Raw genomic sequence first — 24,066 nt, 5'->3', positions numbered from 1 at the left:
GGTATGAAAAGACGATATATTTTGCTGTGTTGTTTGTTATTCGCTTGGTTGACGGATGGCATGGCACAGAAAAAGCCCCTCGATATGGAGGCTTATAAATTATGGCGAAGGGTAGAGGGGCAGCATATGTCTGATGACGGGAAATGGATTACCTACCGTTTCGTGTATATTGACAGCGAGGGGCACGAGAAAGATTCCCCCGTCACTTATTTGCACCATAACGAGTCGGGTAAGACTTACGAACTGGAAAATGTGCGGCAAGCTCATTTCTTCAATAACGGGAAATGCTTGAAATACGTGGTTTCCCCTTCTCCGCGGGATACTTCGGGGCTGGTAAAGGATTCCGTTTTCCTGTTGACTCTGAGGAACATGAAAAAGCAGTTATGGGACAGACCGTATGACTGTAACGAATCATCCGATTCTCCGGTTATGACTTATTCCTATCCTATCGGGAAAAACGAGAAAGACAAAGATATCAAACGATTGGTAATTTGGAACTATGAAACGGGAGATTCGACTGTCATGGATAGTTTGGATTACCATATATTGCTCGATAATAACAAGACGATCATCTACACGAAAGAGCGTGATGGTTACAAATCTCTTTATGCCGGTCCGGTGAAGGGGAAGCAGAAGTTGATTTATGGTAATCCGGATGCCCGGTTGACAAATTTCACGTTGGATAGAGAGAATATGAAGGGGGTATTCACGGTAGCGTCGGACACTTCTTTCTTGAAAGATCCCGACTTGTTGTATGCTTTTAACATGAAAGACGGTACTTACAAGTTGATCATGGACACGAAAGAGGTGGTGCTTCCCGATACCGCGTATAAAGTTCGTGGCGGGTTGAATATGCCGTTTAATAACGGTCGGTATATTTTTGTCGACGGTGTGCCTAAGGTGGCAACGCCTCGTCGCCCGAAAGTGGAACCGGACAAGAGTTTCGAACTTGAATTGTGGAAATGGGATGATGAACTTTCTCAAAGTCGCCAAAGGAACGGGAGAGGTTATCGGCGCAACACCCCGAAGTACGTCTATCATGTAGACACGAAGGAATGTGTACTTGTTTCGCCGGCGGAGTTTGATCAAGTGTTTCATCCTACCTGTGACGAATATAATTACGTGATTATTTCGAATGAGGCGCCTTACCGCGGACTGACGGACTGGAGGGATGGTGAGTCATCAGATTTATACTTGGTGAATTTAGAAACGGGAGAGCGGAAATTGATATTCTCGGATTTTCGTCAACGTCCGGTATGGAGTCCGAACGGGAAATATGCTTTATTTTATCACGGGGAAAAGAAAACATGGTATAAATTGGAACCAACCACGGGAGAATTGACGGATATATCTTCCGCGATTGGTTATCCCGTGTACGACGAAGAGCACGATAAGCCGAAACCTGCTGATTCATATGGCATCGCCGGATGGCTTGACGGGGGAAATAAAGTGGTTTTGTATGACAGGTATGATATGTGGGTGATAGATCTGACGGGTAAAAATGCAGTGTATTCCCTCACGAACGGCTGGGGACGGAAAAATAATACCTCTTTGCGTTTATTGAAAGCGAATTACGATTCCAAGTGGATTGACACGAAACAGAATGTTTTGTTGAAAACATGGAATACTGAAACTCTCGACCAAGGGGTTTACGTGCTGACTCCCGCCCGCAAAATCCGTAAATTGATGGAAGGGCCTTATGCCTTGAATTTTAATCAAGTGACCAATGACGGGAAATATTGCATGTACATTCGTCAGAATTACCATGAATTCCGTGATATCTGGTGGAGTAAAACCGATTTCGTCCGTCCCGTGAAGATAACGGACACGAACCCGCAGCAGAAGGATTACCGCTGGGGTTCGGTGAAACTGGTCGAGTGGACGAATTTCGAGGGAAAACGCAACCGGGGATTGTTGTACCTGCCGGATGATTACGACTCGTCGAAACGTTACCCCGTTATCGTGAATTTCTATGAAACCCATACCGGGGATATACACGTGAATCCCGTGCCGGCTTTGAGTAGTGCCATGATTAACGTGGTAACGTACGTGAGCAACGGTTACGTGGTTTTCATGCCGGATGTGCATTTCACGATAGGTGCCCCGGGTGAGAGTAGTTACAATGCCGTGGTGAGCGGAACCCGGATGTTGATTGACCGGGGCATTGCCGACAAAGACCGTATCGGTATACAGGGGCATAGTTGGTCCGGGTATCAGGTGGCTTATCTGGTGACTCGCACGAATATGTTCCGGTGTGCCAGTCCCGGTGCGGCTGTTTCAAGCATGGTTTCCGCCTATACCGGAATCCGGGAGGGAAGCGGCATGCCCCGTATGTTCATGTACGAGGAAACTCAAAGCCGCATGGGAAAAACACTTTGGGACGACCCCGAAATGTATATTAAAAATTCCCCGATATTCTATGCCGATAAGATACAGACGCCTCTATTAATATTTCATTGTGATAAAGATGAGGCGGTACCTTATTCGGAGGGTTTGAATTTATTTCTTGCCATGCGGCGTTTGCAGAAACCGGCTTGGTTACTGAATTACAAGGGGGATAAACATTTCTTGTATAACAAGGCGGCAGAAATGGATTGGACGATTCGTTTACAACAATTTTTTGACCATTACTTGAAAGACGCACCTATGCCCCGGTGGATGAAAGAGGGGATAAATATAGACGAGAGGGGGATAGACCAGAAGTATGATTGAGTGAGATAATTTAACGTGAAGAACTCGTTTTACATCTGTAAAACGAGTTTTTTATTGCAAAATAATTTGTGTTGCGAATGAGTAGTAATTATTCGTGAAATTGTTATTTTCATTTTTTTCTCTACTTTTGTATTCTTAAGAGTGTTCTTTTGGTGTAAATCATAGAATTATGTCTAAACGTGATCAAAATACAGAGGACTTTTTATTTGACTCCATTCGTACCGGCAATATTGAGGCTTATGAGGTCTTATTTAAAAAATATTACTTGTCTATGTGTATTGTTGCTTGCCGTCTTGTCGGGGATGAAGATATAGCGAAAGACATTGCGCAGGAAGTATTTATTCATTTGTGGGAAAAAAGGGAATCTTATAATTTTGAAACAACGCCGGATATATTTTTATATGTAGCTGTCAAAAACAAATGCTTTGATTATTTGAAGAAGCAAAAGAAAATGCCTGTTCAAAATAGTTTGGGGGCTGCTGAGCGTGAATACTTTTTTCGCGACATTGTAATTGAAGAGGAAACATATCGAATTGTTAATGAGGCAATCGATGCTTTACCCGTTCAAAGTCGCAGAATTATAAAATTGAGTTTGGAAGGTAAACAAAATAAAGAAATTTCAGAAGAATTAGGCATCTCTGTTAATACTGTTAAGTCTTTGAAATATAAAGCAATGGATATTCTTCGTGTGGCGTTGAAGGATTATTACTATTTACTTTTGTTCCTGTTGCCAAAAATATAATTGAAAAAAAACGACAAGTCCACTCATCCTTTTTTGAAATTCTGTCGTTCTGTAGATAGAATTATAAATTTAAATTAGGACGTTTTATGGTGGACTATCCGAAAGATTATAAAATATCTCGTTTGATCGCTAAAAAGGTGATCGGTACACTTTTGCCTGCTGAAGAAGAGAAATTGGAAGCGTGGTTGAAGGAGGATGTTCGGAATAGAGAACTATTTCAACATATCCTTGAAGGAAAAAATCTTTCGAGCAGAGATTTATATGCCGGGCGTTTGGAGGTGGATGATTCGTGGGAGACGGTGAAAAAACAGTTAGACTTACGAGACAAACGAAGAAGTATATCTCCTTGGTGGATAGGTATTGCGGCTTCAATGATTTTACTTGTCGGGGTAGGATTGTATTGGGGACTTTTTAGAAAGCCGATGGAACGAGAGATTGCGCAACCGATAGCTCGTATCGAAACGGGTGGTTCCAAGGCTGTTCTGATTACTTCTTCCGGTGACGAAATTGTATTGCAGGATAGTACGAAACAATTAATCGCTTTGGGAAGCGGCATGATAGCCAAAAATGATGGTCGTCAAGTTTCTTATGAAGAGATTGCGGGAGAAAGTGGAAGAGATGTTCTAGTGTATAATACCATTCGGGTGCCTCGCGGCGGAGAGTACAAGTTGTTTTTGTCCGATAGTACGGAGGTATTTTTGAATTCGGATTCAGAGATTCGATTTCCTGTTAAATTCGGGAAAAACGAACGGGGTGTATTTTTACGGGGAGAGGCTTTCTTTAGTGTTAGAAAAGATGCTTCACGCCCGTTTGTAGTGAATGCGGATGACAAAGTTTCTGTCGAGGTCTTGGGAACTCAATTTAATTTGCAGGCTTATCCGGATAAGAAAATTGTGGAAACCACGTTGAATGAAGGATTGGTACGGGTATATGATGGAAAGCAAAGCGTGAAGATTCAGCCTGATCAACAAGTTGTATATAAAGATGGAGAACTTTTTATTCGTCGGGTAGATGCGAGCCTTTATTCCGCGTGGAAGGATGGAAGGTTTGTGTTATTGAATAATACGTTGGAGGACATCATGATGTGCTTGGGACGTTGGTATAATATTGATATATTTTGGGTAAACCCGGAACTGAAGGAATATCACTTCTCCGGAGAGTTAGCCCGGTATGAGGATTTCACGGAGATATTGGATATGTTGGAGAAAGCTACTCGGGTGCAGTTCGAGGTGAAAGATAGAACTGTATTCGTAAAAAAGATGTTCAAATAAATGTTGTTATATATAAAGAGCAGAAAATATTGGTCCTATTTTCTGCTCCTAAGTGAGTTTTAATAACGATTAAAAAGTCAATCATTAATCATTAAGCATGTAAAAGTATGAAAAAAAACGGAATTGAAGTCTTTAGCGGGATGCAAAGATTTAAAAAGATGCGATTTATTTTTAAACGCAGCCTTCTTCTTCTATTCATGTCCCTCTTCTTCTTGCAGGTAGGTGCAAAATCTCAGGTTGTAAGATTGACAATGAATTTGGAAGACGTTACCATCGACCAAGCTATCACGAATGTGAGTCAAAAAACAGGTTATCGTTTTTTGTACCAGATGGAAGAGGTCATAAAGTATGGGAAACGGAATCTGAGTGTGAAGGATGCTACTTTGGAAGAGGTGTTGGACGAGTTATTGAAGGACACGCCTTTGTCTTATGTTATTCAAAATGATGTAGTCATCATCACTCCGGCTAAAGATGAAAAAGCACAGGAGAAACCCCGGCAAATCAAGGGTAAGGTGGTAGACGAGAAAAGTGTACCGTTGCCCGGAGTTACGATTCTTATAGAGGGAACTAAACTGGGTGTGGTAACGGATGCGGATGGTAAGTTTAAAATTGAGATACCCAAAATGGATAGTACAATTTTGGTGTTCTCGTTTATTGGGATGGAAACCATCCATTACCGTTTGAGCGATGAACGGAAAAATGATGAAAAAGAATTGGTTATTACGATGAAAGAAGACGTGGAGGAGATGGATGAGGTTGTCGTGACGGGATACGCCAACATCAGAAAAGAAAGTTTCACTGGAAACACGGTTTCTGTAAAAAAAGAGGAACTTTTAAAGGCATCCAAAACGAATGTAATTAAAGCGCTGCAAGCATTCGATCCCTCTTTCCGCATCAAAGAAAACAACCAATGGGGCTCAGACCCGAATGCCTTACCGGAAATGTATATTCGCGGTGAATCCGGTATCGGAATAAAGCAACTGGATCCGAATTACACGACCAAAGGTAATTTGCAGAACAACCCGAATCTTCCGACGTTTATCATGGACGGATTCGAGATTAGTGTGCAAAAATTGTACGACTTCGACATCAATAGAATCGAGAGCATCACTATATTAAAAGATGCTGCGGCAACCGCCCTATACGGTTCACGCGCCGCCAATGGTGTTGTGGTTATCACAACGGTAGCCCCGAAACCCGGCAAATTGAATGTTTCGTATAGCTTTACCGGTTCCGTGGTCGCTCCCGACCTGTCGGATTATGATCTTCTCAATGCGAGAGAAAAGTTGGAGGTCGAGAAGTTAGCCGGCTGCTATGTCGATGAAGATTTCCAAATTGCCAGAGATCAAGAGTATAACAAGAAACTTGCTAATATAGAGAAAGGTATTGATACTTATTGGTTGGCAAAACCTCTTGAAACCGTATTCAATCATAAACACAGTCTATTTATAGAAGGAGGTTCGGAAAACGTTCGGTTCGGACTCGATCTCAGCTATAATACGAACAAGGGTGTTATGATCGGTTCTTACAGGGATAATATCGGGGTAGCCCTATACGTAGATTACCGGATAGGGAAATTGCAAGTAAAAAATCAAGTAAGCTATAACTTGACTAAATCGGCAGAATCACCATACGGCGATTTTTCAAAATACGCTTATGCTCAACCTTATGATACTTACAAAGATGAAAACGGGAAATACCTTGAGCGCTTGCAAGACTATGACAAGACAAGCACGGATACTGACTATCGGGAAAATCCCCTTTACGAATCGACATTGATGAATTATGATAAATCTAAAATAGAAGAATTTATCAACAATCTTAGTGCTAATTGGTATATAACCCAACATTTATTATTGAAGGGGACCTTTAGCATTACCAGAACTGTCGAACATGGAGATAGATTTCTCGATCCGCTTTCCAAGCAGAATGCGGAACCGTTGAGCATGACCCATCTTTATTCCGGAGAATTGAGGAAATCAAACGGGGAATCCTTCAATTGGGATATGAACTTGTTATTAGCTTATAATCGTACTTTCGATAAACATAACGTGAATTTCACTGTAGGTATAAATACAAAAGAAGATTATAGTGAAAGTGGGTCTGCTTTCTATAAAGGCTTCCCATCAGGTTCACTGAATTCACCCAATTACGCGAAAGAAATTTACGAGAAACCAACCCAGTCGGAAGGGAAAAGCAGATTATTCGGGGCAATAGCCACAGTAAATTATAGTTTCCGGGATATTTACCTGTTTGATTTTTCCGGGCGTATTGACGGATCGTCTAAGTTCGGTAGCGACCGTAAATATGCCCCGTTCTGGTCAACCGGTTTCGGTATTAATATTCACAATTACGCTTTCATGGATAACTACAAGTATATTGATGAATTGAAGATTAGAGGTAGTTACGGGCAAACCGGGAATGTCAATTTCTCGGATTATGAAGCTAAAACGATTTATTCGATAAATGATGAACAATGGTATCAGACAGGAGCCGGGGCTACATTAACGGCTTTAGGTAACAAAGACCTCACTTGGGAAACTACAAATACTTTAGATGTCGGGATTGAATTGAGCATATTAAATCGTCTTTTCTATATCAAAGCATCTTATTATAACAAGAAAACAACCGATTGTATCAATAGTGTAACAGTTCCGAGTTCCACGGGTTTCAACACGTACAAGGATAATATCGGAGAGGTTAGGAACAGGGGATACGAGATTGATTTGAGGATGAATATTATCAGGAAGCAAGACCTGTACTTGGCTCTTTTCGGCAATCTGTCGCATAATCAAAATAGACTGATGAAAATTGCTCAAAGTTTGAGAGACTATAACACGCAAGTCGACGAGTATTTCAAAACGAACAGTCGTTTTGACGGTTCAACGAGTAAGCCTTTTAATAAATACGTGGAAGGAATATCCATGAACACGATTTGGGGGGTACGCTCCATGGGTATCGACCCGTCTAATGGAAATGAAGTTTTTATTCGACCGGACGGGACTTTAACCGACGTGTGGAATACTTCAGACCAAGTGGCTATCGGATGCACCGATCCGGATGCTCAAGGTTCATTCGGTTTTAACTTGACCTATAAGAACTTCTCCCTGTTCACCAATTTCATGTATGAATTCGGAGGACAACGTTATAACCAGACATTGGTTGACCGGGTTGAGAATGCTGATATTTACAACGAGAATGTTGATAAACGAGTATTAACAGACAGGTGGCAAAAAGCCGGCGATAAGGCAAAATTTAAAAAACTGGAAAGCGGTAGAACCGGTGGAATTGAAACAACTAATCCTACCTCCCGGTTTGTTCAAGATTATAATATGGTATCTTTAAGTTCTATCTCTCTTGGTTATGATTTCACCCAACCTTGGGTAAAAAAAGCCAGATTAAGTATGTTGCGTTTTGAGATTGGGGCGGAGGATCTCGTGAGATGGTCTTCGGTAAAAGAAGAAAGAGGTCTAAGTTATCCTTTTGCCAGAACAATAAATTTTTCATTAAAAGCTAGCTTCTAAAAGAAAAAACATGAAAATATCGAAATTTATTATCGCTATAACTTTGTTGACTGCATTAACTTCATGTAATGATTGGTTGACAATAAGCCCGAAAAATCAAGTTGATGAAGATCAATTATTTGAAACCGGACTTGGATATAGAAACGCACTAAACGGCATATACCAAAATATGGCAGCCGGTAGTATGTATGGTCGGGAAATGACATGGGGTGCTCTCGATGTATTAGCACGGTATTATGATGTAAGTTATTTACCCAAAAATTGGAGTACAATCGCCGATTATAATTACAAGGATAAAAATGTAAAACCATTAATTGATAATATCTGGTCGAAAACTTATAATTCGATAGCAAATGCCAATAATCTGTTGTCAAGAATCGACGGAGAGGATCCGCTAAAATTCGCGGGAGAAGAACTTGAAAAAAATGTAATTAAAGGAGAAGCCTTAGCCCTCCGGGCTTTCCTTCACTTTGAAATGGTGCGCTTGTTTGCTCCTTCCAAAGATGACGGTCAAACTTATATCCCTTATTTCGAGAAATACCCCTCGACTTACGAGTCCAGAGCAACGATCAACGACGTGATGGAAAAAGTGATCCGGGATCTTAATGCGGCAAAAGATCTGGTGGCCCCGTATGACACGTTAGGCACACGGGAAGACAGAATGAGTTATTATTACCGCTTTTCAAGTTCGTCTTCGAACACGGCGATCTTAGGAATTACGGATATTTTTGAGGCTTATAGAGGCTTCCGGATGAATTATTACGCTATTAATGCTGTTTTAGCTCGCGCATACGCTTACGTTGGTAAATATCAAGAAGCATTCAATACAACACAAATCATTATTGATGCTAAAGATAATTCGGCGAACCTATTCCGGTTTACTCCCGAAGAAAGCATTAGTGCGAAACCCAAATTACATGACGATCTGATTTTTGCATTGTCAAATGAAAAACTTCTGGATAATTATTTATCATATTATAATACGCCGGAGGTAATATTATATTTGGACATTTATGATAAAGAGGATATGTTTGATGATCCCGCAGACTATCGTGGAAAAAAATTGGTCGCAGAAGTTAATGACTGGTGGTATCAATCTTTAAAATATTCTCTTAATGCCACAAGCGATCCGCAGACGAATGAAATTATGATACCTATGTTCCGTTTAAGCGAGATGTATTATATCCGGGCAGAATATTACGCACACTCGAATATGTTTAAAGAGGCGACTAACGAATTGGATATTGTACGTCGGGGACGGAATTGTACTGTTGGTCGTTTGGATATCACGTCGATGACCGAATTCAACTCGGAGTTAATTAATGAAGCCAAAAGAGAGTTTGTCGGAGAAGGTCAGTTGTGGTTCTACTACAAGAAACTCAACATCAAACCCAAGAGATCCATGCCGGATGAAGCGTTTATCCTTCCTTTACCCGAAAGTGAAACTATTAATTAATCACGTCAAAAGATATGAAAAAATATATTATCATATTAGGATTATTATCCGTCCTCTTTGCTTGTTCGGAACAAGAAACGGATTTATATAATACTGCACATCGCCAATTATTTATTTCTACAAAGGGAAGAATAGACACGGCCTATGTTTCTTTCTCGCATTATCCCGGGGAAAATACATTAAAGGTTCCTTTCATTGTCTCACTGATCGGAGAACCTGCCGGGGCGGACCTTGAATACAAAATTCAAGTTATCGATTCCTTAACGACAGCTATCGCGGGAGATTACACGTTACCCCAACCTCCAGTCTTCAGAGCGAATCGCACAACAGACACGTTGTGGATAGAGGTTTCAAAGAAGAATTTGGAGGCAAAATCATATCTCCTTAAAATCATGTTGGCGGAGAATGAAAACTTTGAACCGGGTTATTATTACCAACAAACGGCACAGCTTCGTTATGACAATATTACCAGCAAACCTCTATGGTGGGATAACACGGTTATTGAGATGTATTTAGGGATATTTTCCCCGGAAAAATATGATGCCTTTATACGTGTGACCGGAGAAATCTCCTTTGAAGGCAAAGAACCATGGGAAATGCGAATATTGTCATTACAACTCAAAGATGCAATTGCGGCTTCGCTTGCCGATAACGATCCCAAAAATGACATCACGGAAGCCGGAGGTGCTCCAATGATAATCCCTTGCTATTAATTTAAAATGAAAAAACTATGAATATGAAATATAATATATTTTCACTCATCATTATAGTTTTATTTTTCACGAATTGCTATGATGATAAAGGGAATTACTCTTATCACGATATCAACACTATAGAAATTGGGAAATTTACAGGAAGTACTTCTCTTGCAGTTGGTGATACCATAGATATAAAGCCGGAATTAACATTCAGCAGAGGAGTTGAAACAGAAGGGTTGAAGTATACATGGGAATGGTGTGGCAAAACACGTCCGGGGTGGAATAAAAAAGACTTTTATTGGATCACGGACACGCTATCCAGTGGTTATCTTGTTTTGCGTATAACTGATCCTAACACGGGAGTTACTTATATTCAAAGCCAGTCATATACTATAAGCAGCGAGTTTAATGTTGACGGGTGGATTGTCCTGGGAGATAAAGACCAGAAATCTTACCTGACGTTCGTGAAAGAACACACGAAAGAAAATGAGAAAGGTGAAGACGTTTGGGCTAATATTGTATACGAAGACGTCTATAAGCTGAAAAGCCATAGCGAGTTAGGGACTTTGCCAGTCAAACTGCATGAACATTTTTGCAATACACGTAATAATCATGATCTTGCCGCTAATATCATGGTGGTACAACAAGGAGGACAAGGTATGGTCGATCTGGACGGTCTTACCTTCCAAAAAGTGATCACGATCGACGAGGCCTTTGCAAACCATACATTACCGGTTGATTTCAAACCTGTCAATACCATGTCTATGAAAAGAGTCGATTTGATAGAAAATTATGACGGGAAAATATTCTCTAGGGTTAAAGTCAGTGATGACTTGTATCATTCCAGCAGTTATTTGCAAACACCTGTGACATTGGACGGAGAAGAATTACACGCTCACATCTATCTCTCGACATTCAAGGAAAATGGTTTTGCAACACTCCATGATTTTGAAAACAATCGTCTGGTTGTAATTTTGGATCAAACGGATATTTACAGTTCCACGAATCTAAGCAAACCACAAGTAATGCCGGGCAAACCTTCGGAAGATATCCCGACAGGTTGGGTTCCTTTAGACAATTTGGGAGATAATGAATTGATTCATCTTGGATATTATAATCCTTCGTTAGGAGTTTCACAACCCGTTGGTTTCTTTATGATTTTAAAAGACAAAGACGGAAAATACTGGACTCAAGATTTTATTGTAAATCGGGATTGGGCTTCTTCAAATTTATACCTAAGCGATTGTAGACGTAATGAAATAGATTTGGCTCCATATATAAATTCCAATAGTGTGATATACACATTGCCTTTTGAAGATGCATCAGATTATGTACTCATATCCAAAGATAAAGAGCTCTATCTTTATTGCAGGCAATCACCCAAAGATGGAATTAAATTATTTTATACCTGTACAGGTAATGTCACGGCAATAAATGCCGAGGTATGGTACCACAGACGTGCCGGAATTGGTTTGGATAACGGACAGTTTGTCATTCTTAACATGAGAGATGGGAAAAACTTGCAAACAGATGAAGAAAAATTAATATGGCAAACTCCTGAAAATGCAATGAATTTGGGTAAAATTGTCGATGTACGATTCAAAGTTGGAAGCGGAGATAATTGGGGGTGGAATTAAATAAAACCGTCATTATTCGGAGTGAAGCGAAGAATCTCCAAGCAAGGGGATTCTTCGCGATACTCGAAATGTCAGAAGATATCTATTGAAAATAGATCGGGTATATTATTGTATGTTTTAAATCAAAAGTATTTATGAAAATCAGAGTTTTAATTATTCTGGTGGCTTTACTTTGCGTGCCGTTCACTTCGGAGGCTAGGAAAAAGTCCAAGAAAAAAGATGCAAAAGTCGAAGAGAAGACAGAAAGCAAGTACGAAAAATTATTCAAGGGAAAGCAGTGTACAACAGTGAAAGGAATGATTACCCTTCACAAGATGGATCAAAAAGTATACATGGAATTTCCATTATCCTTGATGGAGAGAGAAATGCTTCTGGGAGCAACAGTGTCTGAAATCAGTGACAACTCCAATGCGCTGGTGGGACAGAAAAATAATCCTTTAGTACACATCAAATTTTCATTAGCAGATAGTACTGTTCAAATGAAAGAGGTGAGCAATGAACGCAAGACACAAATGATCTTGGACACAAAAGATCCAAACGTGAAAGCTGCTATGGCGAAAGGAAATTTTGCCCCAGTGATGGATGCTTACAAAATAGAAGCTTATTCCCCGGATAGTACTGCCGTCGTGTTTGATGTCACTAAGTTTTTCGTGGGCAATAACAGTTGGCTGCAACCTTTTGACCCGTATAGCCAAAGAACTTATTACGGGATGGCGGCTAGATTTATAAAATACCAAAAAGACCTTTCCTACGTTGATGAAATCAAAGCTTTCGAGGACAACATATCCATCACCTCCAGTCTGTCTTATTTGCAAGATATTATTTACATGGGAATAGTAATGTTTGCCCACAACGAACCGGTGACGGCAAAAGTAAACTGTTCTCTGGTTTTGCTCCCCGAAGAGCCAAGTATGCGCCCGAGAATAGCCGACCCGCGGGTGGGGTATTTCTTCGGTTACAAAAGTAATGTCAGCACCACGCAAGACGGTATAAAAGATATATACTTTATCAACCGATGGGACGTGCAACCGAAGGACGTGGAAGCCTACAAGAGGGGAGAATTGGTGGAACCCGTGAAACCGATCGTGTTCTACGTGGATAACGCTTTCCCCGAGGAGTGGAAAGAACCGATTCGCCAAGGTATTTTGGAATGGAACAAGGCTTTTGAAAAAATCGGTTTCAAAAACGTGATGGTAGCCAAAGATTTCCCGACAAACGACCCGGAATTCGACCCGGATAATATTAAATATAATTGCGTCCGTTACTGCCCGATCGGGATGGCTAATGCGCAAGGCCCTTCATGGGTAGATCCGAGAAACAACGAGATTATTAACGCTAGCGTGTTGGTTTACCACGACGTGATCCAACTGGTAAACAGTATGCGTTTCGTGCAAACGGCACAATTGGATGAACGCGTGAGAACACCCAAATTACCGGAGGATGTGGTGAAAGAAAGTATGCGTTACATTGTTGCCCACGAGATCGGGCACACGTTGGGTCTGATGCATAATATGGCAGCCTCTGCCGCTATTCCGGTGGAGAAGTATCGGGACGCAGAATTCATGGCAAAATACGGCACAACGATGTCTATCATGGACTACGCGCGCTACAATTATATCGCACAACCCGGAGATAAAGGTGTTAAATTAACCCCTCCCGACTTGGGCGTGTATGACTATTACGCTATCGAATACGGGTATAAACCGATTCTTGAAGCAAATACTACCGCGGAAGAAATTCCGGTATTAAGAAAATTCGTCAGCGACAAAGCCGGGGACCCGAAGTACCGCTACGGGAAACAACAAGTGTATTACGGTGTATTCGACCCTTCATCCATGACAGAGGACTTGAGTGATGATCCGGTAAAAGCCGGGGAGTACGGTATCAAGAACTTGAAATATATTTTGGCACATATGAATGAATGGTTGGACGATAAAGATCATGATTACACCTACCGCCAAAGTATTTACAATGATATGGTGACTCAATACACCCGTTACTTGACAAACGCTCAAACGAATATCGGGGGATTTTATATCAACGAACATTACGTGGGAGATCCTTACGCTACGAGTAAGGTTGTTCCCAAGGAAATCCAAAAGCGTTCGCTGGCATTCATCATGAAAGAACTGAAGAACCTAGAATGGATTGATGATATCAACGTGGTTAAAAACCTTGAATTTGACGGTTCAACGGCAAGACTCATGTTGAAAGAATTCAGCGGAACATTGTTGAACACGAAACGCATATCACTGGCAGCCTACCGTGAACCGGACGTTGCCTACACGCCGAGAGAATATCTTGACGATTTGTATAGCCACGTGTGGGAATCCGCTATCAAAGGAAGAACCCCCACGGCGTCGGAAATGCTGTTGCAAACAGTTTTCCTTGAAACCTTGCTTAAAGAAGCTGATCCACTAACCGAAAAAATGTTTCAATCGGACTATTTTTTGCTTAGGAGTAATCCCATACCGGAGATTCCAACATTTGCCAAAACAAAGATGCCTGTTTATGAAGCCATGCAAATGATGAATTCTTTGAGCCAGAACTCGGCATTACACGCGAACACGACTGAAAAGAATTTCTTGAATTTCAAACGTGACAATGATTTCAGGCAAGCATTAAATGAAACATTCGGTTTTAATTACATCATGTACGTGGAGAATATATCCAATGACAACCAAAAACATTTATTGTATCGGATGGTAAGCCGGATTCATAACACGCTAAAAGCGAATAAAAATACGGGAACCTACGAATCCAAAGCTCATTATAACTATTTGTTATCATTAATCGAGGATTTTCTCAGAGATAAGTAACAAATTACAAGTGACAGCATAAATAAAAAAATAAATCAGTATTATGACGAAAGGGTTCATTATATTCATCTCTTCTCTTTTCCTACTCGTGACGGCATTACCCGATGATAGTTTCGGCGGGAACAGGAAAAGAAAGAATAAAGACAAGACAGAAGAAGCAACCCGGGAAAGCAAATATGATAAATTGTTCAAGGAGGAAAAATTTGTAACCCGTAAAGGGGTATTTACCCTCCATAAAACAGATAAAAAGCTCTATTTTGAAATCCCGCTGACGCTTCTAAATCGAGAATTTTTGCTTGGTTCCACGATCAGAGAAACAAGCGACAACGGTTATTCGCTCGTGGGGCAAAAGCCCCAAGAACCTTTGCATTTGGCTTTTGCCCGCAGGGATTCCTCTATCCAATTGCTTCAAATCACGCAACCGTGGGGAGTGATTCCGAAGTATTCGGATAGCCGGGAAGATGAACTGAAACAATCCATCCGGAAAAGCTCTATCTCGCCGATTATCAAAACGTACGAGATAAAAGCATTCAATAACGACAGTACAGCCGTGGTTATTGACATGACAGATCTATTTTTGAGTGATGACGAGCGCGTTTCGCCTTTTGACCCGTACGGGATAAAAGCCGAATACGGGAGAGTTAAATTATCACCGGAATACCAGCAGGAGTTGTCGTTTATCGATGACATTAAAGCGTTCGAGGATAATGTGTCGATCATCTCCTCTTTGAATTACACGATTGCAAGCCAAGAGAATAAAGAGGTTAAGTTGCCTGTAACGATAAAAGTTAATCGCTCTATCATTCTGTTACCGGACGAGGAGCATATGATGAGGAGCAGGATTTCGGATCCCCGGATCGGATTTTTTACTACAGTGAAACAGAATATCAGTGTAAAGCGGGATGGCTCAAAATACGTTTATTTCATGAATCGCTGGAACGTGCAGCCGAAGGATATGGAGGCATACAAGCGGGGTGAATTGGTCGAGCCAGTGAAACCCATCGTGTTCTACATCGACAATACATTTCCGGCTGAATGGAAAAAAGCAATCCACGCGGGAGTCTTGGAATGGAATGCCGCTTTCGAGAAAATCGGTTTTAAAAACGTGATGCAGGCAAAAGATTTCCCGATGGATGACCCGGAATTTGACCCGGACAACCTGAAATATTCGTGCATCCGTTATGCGCCTATTGATGTGGCTAACGGGATGGGACCCTCGTGGACAGACCCTCGTACCGGGGAGATTATCAATGCTTCCGTGTACATTTATCACGATGTTATCAAGCTCGTGAACGATATGCGTTTCGTGCAAACGGCACAAGTAAATGAAAGAGTGCGCACGAAAAAGTTGCCACAAGACATATTAGATGAAAGCCTTAACTATGTTATCGCTCACGAGGTGGGACACTGCTTGGGGTTGATGCATAACATGGGAGCCTCTTCATCCTATCCGGTAGATTCGCTGCGTTCCGCTTCATTCACGCAAAAATACGGCACAACTCCTTCCATTATGGACTATGCCCGTAATAATTACATCGCCCAACCCGGTGATAAAGGTTTGCGGTTGACGCCTCCCAATATCGGGGTTTATGACTTTTATGCCATAAAAATAGGTTACCAACCCATCCCCGAGGCAAAAACAGCGGAAGAAGAGAACGCTATCGTACGAGGCTGGATTGCCGAGAAAGCCGGCAACCCGATGTTTCGTTACGGGAAACAACAACTCCAAGCCGTGTATGACCCTAGCGCACTGATGGAAGATTTGGGGGATGACGCCGTGAAGGCAGGAGAGTACGGTATCAAAAACTTGAAATACATTCTCGAACACATGAACGAGTGGATGGACAAGGAAGATCCGAATTTTGATTACCGGATAAATATTTATGGAGAAATCGTCAATCAATGTTTCGGTTATCTCTACAATGCACTGATGAATATAGGAGGTTTTTATTTGAATGAACACGAGGTAAACGATCCTCGCTCCTCGTTCACGGTTGTTCCCAAGGAGAAGCAAAAACAATCGCTCAGGTTCTTGATTAAAAATTTACAACAACTGGAATGGTTGGATAACCCCCAAGCAACAGAAAACCTAAGAGTAAGCACTCCTCGTTCGGAAAGGCTCGTGAAGAATTTTGCAGCAGCTTTACTTGTCAACACGAAAAAAATATCCTTAGGCGAGTACCGGGATCCGAACTCCTACTCATCCAAAGAATACCTGAATGACCTGCATGCTCTCGTGTGGGAACCGACACTCAAGGGGCAAAACCTTTCTGCTATCGACATGCTTTTGCAGAAAACGATATTGTCTTCTCTATTAAATTCATTATTACCTGTTAACTGGACTGTAAAAGGACCTCCTATCGCGGAGAAACCCATGTTGCGCCGTACTTGCAGTTGCGGAGAACACATGGCATCGGGATTCGGGTTCCAATACCCGGTCTACAACGTTGCTCACGATAACACGAAATACCTGTATTTTTCACTACTTGACCGCATTGAAAAAACGGTAAAAAGTAAACGGGCAACCGGTAATTTCAACACACGGGCGCACCACGCTTATCTGTTGGAAATGATCGAAGATTTCAGAAATAGGAAGGAATAAATGCTTAAAATTAAAAACTAAAGTAATGAATAGAAATATAGTTATATCCATTTTATTGCTCGTGGCTTTCTGTTTGACAAACACGGTGAATGTCATGGCAAAGAGCGAACGGAAAAAGAAAAAAACGGAAAAAGTTGAAAGTCCGGAGCTGACGAAATACGAAAAACTTTTCAAGGATAAAAAAGTAACAACGGCAGAAGGATTGTTCACGCTCCGCCAAGTGAATGGAAAAGTTTATTTTGAATTTCCGAAAACATTATTAAACCGGGAATTTCTTTTAGGCTCAACCATCGTGGAAATCAGCGATAACGGTAACGGTCTGGTGGGGCAAATGCCTTATGAACCAATGCACGTGACCTTTACTCTACGGGATTCGACTTTGCAAATGTGTATAGTGGAATTGCTCGCGAACGGACAGACACCAATTTATACGGATTCAAAGGACGAAAACACACGCGAAGCTATCCGGAAAAGTAGCGCCCCGGCTATAATTAATACATTCAAAGTAGAAACTTACACCCCGGATAGCAGTGCGGTTGTTGTCGATATGACAGCGTTCTTCACGGAACATCGGGATGAAATGAATCCATTTTGGGGACCGAGTAAACGTACCGTAGAATACGGTTGGGCAGGTCGTGCCGTTAAATTCAAAAAGGAACTTTCAAAAATCGACACGATAAAAGCTTTTGAAAATAACGTGTCTGTTGTCACGACTTTAAACTACGACCAGGATATTATCGTGGGCGGGCAATATCTTGTTGCCAAAGATGAGCCCGTGACGGCAAAACTTAACCGCACCCTTATGATTCTCCCGGAAGAGAAAGATATCATGTGTCCCCGGTTGGCAGATCCTCGTGTTAATATCAACACGATAGCCCGAATGAATATGAACACGAAGGTAGATCGTGCCACGATGACACACTATATGACTCGTTGGAATTTGCAACCGAAGGACATGGAAGCCTATAAACGGGGCGAACTCGTGGAACCGGTAAAGCCGATCGTGTTCTATATTGACAATCTTTTCCCGCAAGGCTGGAGCGAATATATCACGGCAGGTGTCCTTGAATGGAATAAAGCATTTGAAGCTATCGGTTTCAAAAATGCCATTCAAGTAAAGCCTTTCCCAAAAGATGATCCGAATTTTGACCCGGATAATATCGCGTTCAATTGTATTCGTTATGCCCCGACCAGCATATACAGTACTGTGCCGGGTCCCCTATGGGCTGATCCTCGTTCCGGTGAAATTATGACGGCTTCCCTCTTTATCTTCCATGACGTGTTAAGCCAAATCAATTACGGACGTTTCATTCAAACGGCATCCAATGACGCCCGGGCTCGTAATATGAAATTACCCTTGGAAGTTTTCGGTGAAGGATTAAAAGCCATGGTTGCCAATAATACGGGGACAATGCTGGGTTTCCTGTGCAACGCTGCCGCCTCCAATGCTTACCCGACTGACTCCTTGCGTTCGGCTTCTTTCACCCAACAATACGGAATCAGTCCGTCGATTATGGATGAATTGGGATATAATTACGTGGCACAACCGGAAGATAAGAACGTGGTACTCGTTCAGAGTAAAATCGGACCTGCCGATTACTACACCGTGCAAGTAGCTTATCAACCTAACCCTGCGGCCATGACACAAGAAGCGGATTATGAAATAGTCAAAAAATGGATTGCTGAAAAAGCCGGAGATCCTATTTTCCGCTATGGCAAAAGGCAACGCTTGTTGACCACGTTCGATCCGACTGCCCTCCCGAACGATTTGGGCGATGATGCGCTTAAAGCCAGTACTTACGGTATCAAGAATTTGAAATACATTCTTGAGAACATGAACGATTGGTTGGATAATCAAGATATTGATTACGAATACCGGAATATGCTTTACAGGTATTTGGTATATCATTTTGAACAATACTTGTTCAACGTGTATATAAATATCGGGGGATTCAAATTGAACGAACATTTCGTGGGTGACGCTATGCCTTCGTTTATACCTTTAAGCAAGGATTTACAAAAACGTTCTTTGGCTTTTGTCATGAATGAGTTGAAAAACATGGATTGGATTGACAATTACAGCGTAACGAAGAATTTGGCATTCGACGGTTCGCAAGCTCGCCGCATACTACAAACTTATTTGATTAGCATGCAAAACGTAACAACCGAATTGTTCATCACCAAGCGATTGTCCCTCGTGGCATATAGGGATAAAGACAACTATACCCCTCAAGAATACCTTGAAGATCTTTACGCCCACATCTGGGACTCCACGATAAAAGGCAAAAATGTTACAGAGGCAGAGCGTATTATGCAAAACGAATTTATCCGTCGGACTCGTGATCTTGTCGATTTTAACGGTAAGAAAGACCCGTTCGGACAAGTATATGCAACAACACCCAAAATACCAAGTGAAGAAGAAATATTACGCCAAATCAAACAAATGCGCAATGTTGAAATCCCGACAGAGATGCGTCTTGTGGATAATGCCTTGAAAACCAATCCGACAGCAGGGTTTGGCCGTCGTTGGTTGGTACAGAATGTTGCGGTAGATAATACAAATCATTTGTGGAATGCCCTTTACGGGAAGGCTATCAAATTAATAAACCAGCGCAAAGGTACGGGAAATGTTGAAACTCAAGCACATTACGATTATTTATTATATTTGATTAATCGCTCTTTAAAGAAAGCACCTAAGTGGTAAAGTAGTATTTGCTGCATAAAATACAAGAAGCCCGCCTAACAAAGAAAAGTTAGGCGGGCTCTTGCTTGATGTTTTATATTACGATTGTACTTGGAATGAATTTTTTAGTCCTTGCTTGAATGAATTACATTACATCCACGTACTTCCATTCTTGAATCTCACGCTAATAATTTCTTCTCCAAATTTCTTTTCAAAAGAGAACATCCTATGAGGCACTTCATTGGTGTATGCTGGTGCAGAAACTTCTTCCACGTAAAATTTCCCGTTTGCTAATCCGATTCCTGCGACCCAAGCATTATATATTTCAGTGTCAATAGACGTGATATCAGCCTCAAACGTGTCATATAGGATGATAGTTCCTGTAGTGCGGTTTAGTAACCATAATTCATTGTTATGGGTAATTAATACATATCCTAGAAGTTGTTTTATTCCCCATGCACTAGCGTCCGTGTAACCGGTGTTGAATATGTTTTTACCGTTGCCGATAATATTACTTAATACTTGTTGTGTTGCTTCCGGTAATACTTGTTGTTTTATGGTTGATATGGCAGGTTCGTCTCCATATTTGGTGCTATTTAAACCAAAATCATAGGAATAAAAGATTCCTTCAGGGTCTTGTAAAATTGCATGGAATCTGATTGCGTCCGGATAATTATCCCATTTGTATGCGCCACAATGAATCATTTTCATGTCCCCGAGGTTATCAATTCGTGCGACGTCACTTGATTCGTATGCATCGTGTGGAACGAATGGTGCCGTGACTTTACCGGCAACTTGTTGGTCGCTATCCATGATTAGTAAAAATCTATGCAAATTTTTTTCATATAGTAACGTGTAACTTCCTGCTGTATAGCGATGGTGAATAACTCCAAGACCGTTTACTTCATGAGTGGTCCCGTTTTCTTCAAAGGTAACAGGTTCGCTAAGAAAATAGCCAGAATTGAATAGAAATTCACTATTTTTTTTACGGCTATACATTTTTCCGTCTTTTCCAATCACGAAGGTACTCCAAGTCATATCAACAATATCGAATGGTTCAAATCCGGCAGGGACACCATCAAGGAATTGATCTTTTAACAACACATCCTTTTCGAAACTGATTCCGGATACATCGAGCGAATTATTACCACCTTGTAAAATCCAAAAACTTCCGGTTTCACTATTATGGTTATAATCGGATTCGTGGAAATGTTGCATGATTCTTACCGGCTCTTGTCCTAAGGATTCTTTGTTGATCTCCTCGTAGACATTATAAAAATCTTTATAAGTATAGTAATTGGTTTCCGTGGCATTATAATTTGAATTGTAAGATTGCCGGAGGTAGGATAGAATGGACTCGTTACCTGCTCCTCTGGATAAGATCACAAATCCGTCAGTTTCATAAGGTGATTTGGTGGTGAGGATTGTGTGTTGACTATATATTGCTCCGGTTTTTTTATCTGTGATATGCAGGATGATGATACCTGAGCCTATCGTATCTGTAATATAGAAAAGGTCACGTGACTTGAATTTTTTTGTTCCGAATAATGTCCATTCGAAGTCAAAATTGCTAGAGGTAGTATCCCCGCTAAATGTTAATTCCGGTGAATATTGAAGAGTATCTCCGTAACTAATAGAACCAAATGAGAATGGTTCTATTGTAACACTATTTAATGATGTGTAATCGTAATTTCCCTTGTCATCATAACAACTTATGAATGCGAGAAAAATGATTAGGTATGCATATATTAATTTCATATTTGTAATAATTTAGCGTTCGATTAATTTGCTGGAATTTCCATAGGAGTAACTCCGTCTTCTTCTGTAATACCTTCATCTTTGAGGTATTTCTTGAATTCAAGACATATTTTTCGTCTAACGGTAAATTCATATTCAGATAAATCTGTAATCTTGGTGAAACTGACAAACTCAGAGTACTTTTTAGCACTCCATTCTCCCAAAAACAATGTTTCAACCTCTTCATCCCACCAATCAGGTTTGCTAGAGATGTTGTTGAAAATTATTCTAGCTGCTTGATTCGCTTTAAGACCGGGGGTAAAGTTTTCATTCTCGACTATCCGAATATAAAGAGTTACCTCTTTTCCTTCAAGCTCCTTATTGAATAATTTGATATAGACTGTATCTTTTATTTGATTGGCAGGGAATTCTTGTATAAGGTCAAAAGAGTATTGTTCTGCGTTTGCAGTGGTAGAATCGGCATCGACTTTTAATTGGTATGGAGTTGGCCTCGATACGAGATCCCCGGCCAATAGTACTTCAACAGCGATCTCTTTTTCTGTTACTCCCGGGTAGTGGGTAAATGACAGAACTGTAGCACTGTCAGGTACTTCCGGTTTCGAGAAATGCAGGTATTTCACGGACTTGTACTCGTAAGTCTTGTCCTCCGAGCAAGCCCAAAGTATAATAAAACTGAATATCAGAAAAATAAATGTTTTCATATTTGAAGGGTTTGTTAGTTAATATTTTCATTATCAGGTGTGGGGATAACGAATATAGTACCCCTGCTTAGTGTTTGGTTGAATTTTTTATACCAATAGAAAGCTTGTCCCTCTACCATTAAATCTTTATGAATCTCCTTAATCAATTCTTTTTCAAAAGATGCTTCGTTAGTGATATAGTTTTTAATCGGATCACTTAAAATACCTCGAACATTACGAACTTGATCAATCATCTTAAAGGCTTCTTCTGACTGATTATTTTTATATAGGTATTCGGAAGCGATGTAGTACATTTCACTAACCCGGATCATGGGAATAGCGTCTTCGCCATATGATTTCCCGGTTTGAGAGGTATATTTTAAAGGATATTTATTAGATGAATAAGTACCGAGGAAGGTTAAGTATCTGGTATCTTCGGTAGGAGGATTCCATGAATACCATTCCATTTGATTCAGATAAATATAAAAAGTACTTGTTCTGTCCGCCGTCGACCCGGGTAGATAAACTTTATAATTTTCAATTAATTTCTGGTTGGATAATACAAAAATTAATTCCTTGTTGAGTTTGTGATTTTCAGGAAAAACGGAACCGTTTTGAAGAGTGAAAAAGTATTCACCACCTCCTTTTGCATTAATAACTTCCAAAGCGGCATCGTGTGCTTCTTTCAAATCACCGGCCCAAGAGTATACACGTGCGAGTGTCGCCACGATTGCATAATAATTCATACGATATCCTCTGTAGGCATAGAATAAATTGTCGGGAGGAATCAGGCTTCCTTCAATACGGTGGCCTATGGAAAAACGTTTTTTATGTTCCGGAAGTGTATCAAAAGTGGCAACAAGGTCTTTTGCGGTGAGCAGGTCGTTTTTGATCTTTTCAAGAGTTTGATCCACGGTTAAATGAGGCTCAAATGTTGATTTATAGCGATCGTAATAAGGAATATAAGTTTTGCCGTCATCCACCTTTTTGGAAGGAGCAAACAACCTCAGCATATCGAAATGCAGAAATCCTCTTAAGGCATAAGCCTCCCCCAAGATAAGGTTTTTACCTATCTCTCCTTCTTCGAATTGAGTAACCGGTTCATTTTTTACATTTTCGATAAGATTGTTACAATTGGCAATAGCGTTATAGGTTGCACTCCACATCTTTTCAAAAAGATTTTTGGAATTTACGGTCGTGAATCTACTGCTATATATGTCACTGTATGCTCCACTAAAATAACCGTTGCTATAAGTATGGGCGAGAATTTCCAAAGCCCCGTAAGACATTTCCTGTCCGTACATACTAGCTTCTGCCATGCTTTTGTAAATGCCGTTCAATGCTACTTGGTAGCCGTCTTCTTTAGCAAAAAGATCTTCTTCATTTATATTGGATTCGGGAGAAACCGATAGCCAGTCATTACAGCCTCCTAATATAAACGGTAAAATGATATATAAAAATAGTTTATTGAATTTCATGATATC

Annotated in this window: 13 protein-coding genes; 10 read left to right on the top strand and 3 right to left on the bottom strand. The window is 40.8% G+C overall.

Annotated features, from left to right (window positions below; all coding sequences use genetic code 11):
- Positions 1–3: 3 nt before the first annotated feature.
- From H8S64_RS14740 to H8S64_RS14695, 10 genes are all read left to right on the top strand, one after another.
- Positions 4–2,712: a S9 family peptidase gene (locus tag H8S64_RS14740; RefSeq protein WP_186977005.1), complete on the top strand. Its 2,709-nt coding sequence runs from the start codon at positions 4–6 to the stop codon at positions 2,710–2,712.
- A 169-nt stretch (positions 2,713–2,881) separates the two neighbouring features.
- Positions 2,882–3,454, top strand: coding sequence for an RNA polymerase sigma-70 factor (locus tag H8S64_RS14735; RefSeq protein ID WP_186977003.1), 573 nt, complete (start codon positions 2,882–2,884; stop codon positions 3,452–3,454).
- Between the two features lie 86 nt (positions 3,455–3,540).
- Positions 3,541–4,725: a FecR domain-containing protein gene (locus H8S64_RS14730; RefSeq protein WP_186977001.1), complete on the top strand. Its 1,185-nt coding sequence runs from the start codon at positions 3,541–3,543 to the stop codon at positions 4,723–4,725.
- 107 nt (positions 4,726–4,832) lie between these two features.
- On the top strand, positions 4,833–8,249 hold the full coding sequence (locus tag H8S64_RS14725) for a SusC/RagA family TonB-linked outer membrane protein (RefSeq protein WP_186977000.1): 3,417 nt from the start codon (positions 4,833–4,835) through the stop codon (positions 8,247–8,249).
- A gap of 10 nt (positions 8,250–8,259) precedes the next feature.
- Positions 8,260–9,705: a RagB/SusD family nutrient uptake outer membrane protein gene (locus H8S64_RS14720; protein ID WP_186976999.1), complete on the top strand. Its 1,446-nt coding sequence runs from the start codon at positions 8,260–8,262 to the stop codon at positions 9,703–9,705.
- A gap of 14 nt (positions 9,706–9,719) precedes the next feature.
- Complete coding sequence (locus H8S64_RS14715) at positions 9,720–10,418, top strand: DUF4843 domain-containing protein (RefSeq protein WP_186976998.1); 699 nt, start codon at positions 9,720–9,722, stop codon at positions 10,416–10,418.
- Positions 10,419–10,435: 17 nt separating this feature from the next.
- On the top strand, positions 10,436–12,040 hold the full coding sequence (locus H8S64_RS14710) for a PKD-like family lipoprotein (protein ID WP_186976997.1): 1,605 nt from the start codon (positions 10,436–10,438) through the stop codon (positions 12,038–12,040).
- Positions 12,041–12,174: 134 nt separating this feature from the next.
- Positions 12,175–14,859 (top strand): zinc-dependent metalloprotease, encoded by a 2,685-nt coding sequence (locus H8S64_RS14705; RefSeq protein WP_186976996.1) that lies wholly within the window; start codon positions 12,175–12,177, stop codon positions 14,857–14,859.
- A gap of 43 nt (positions 14,860–14,902) precedes the next feature.
- The gene (locus H8S64_RS14700; protein ID WP_186976995.1) at positions 14,903–17,461 is read left to right on the top strand and encodes a zinc-dependent metalloprotease; all 2,559 of its coding nucleotides are present in this window, start codon (positions 14,903–14,905) and stop codon (positions 17,459–17,461) included.
- A gap of 25 nt (positions 17,462–17,486) precedes the next feature.
- On the top strand, positions 17,487–20,165 hold the full coding sequence (locus tag H8S64_RS14695) for a zinc-dependent metalloprotease (protein ID WP_186976994.1): 2,679 nt from the start codon (positions 17,487–17,489) through the stop codon (positions 20,163–20,165).
- A gap of 129 nt (positions 20,166–20,294) precedes the next feature.
- On the opposite strand, the gene H8S64_RS14690 is transcribed toward H8S64_RS14695, so the two are convergent.
- Genes H8S64_RS14690 through H8S64_RS14680 form a run of 3 tightly spaced genes read right to left on the bottom strand, consistent with a single transcriptional unit; the run spans position 20,295 to position 24,060 of the window.
- Positions 20,295–21,902, bottom strand: a complete 1,608-nt coding sequence (locus H8S64_RS14690; protein WP_186976992.1) for a PKD-like family lipoprotein — start codon at positions 21,900–21,902, stop codon at positions 20,295–20,297.
- A gap of 23 nt (positions 21,903–21,925) precedes the next feature.
- Positions 21,926–22,603 (bottom strand): DUF4843 domain-containing protein, encoded by a 678-nt coding sequence (locus H8S64_RS14685; protein ID WP_186976990.1) that lies wholly within the window; start codon positions 22,601–22,603, stop codon positions 21,926–21,928.
- Between the two features lie 14 nt (positions 22,604–22,617).
- A complete protein-coding gene (locus tag H8S64_RS14680; protein ID WP_186976988.1) occupies positions 22,618–24,060 on the bottom strand; it encodes a RagB/SusD family nutrient uptake outer membrane protein in 1,443 nt (480 codons plus the stop codon).
- Positions 24,061–24,066 lie beyond the last annotated feature (6 nt).

The organism is Butyricimonas hominis (assembly GCF_014287455.1).
Lineage (GTDB): Bacteria > Bacteroidota > Bacteroidia > Bacteroidales > Marinifilaceae > Butyricimonas > Butyricimonas muris.
Note: the sequence above shows the minus strand (reverse complement) of the source record. Positions and strands in the feature narration are given on the sequence as shown.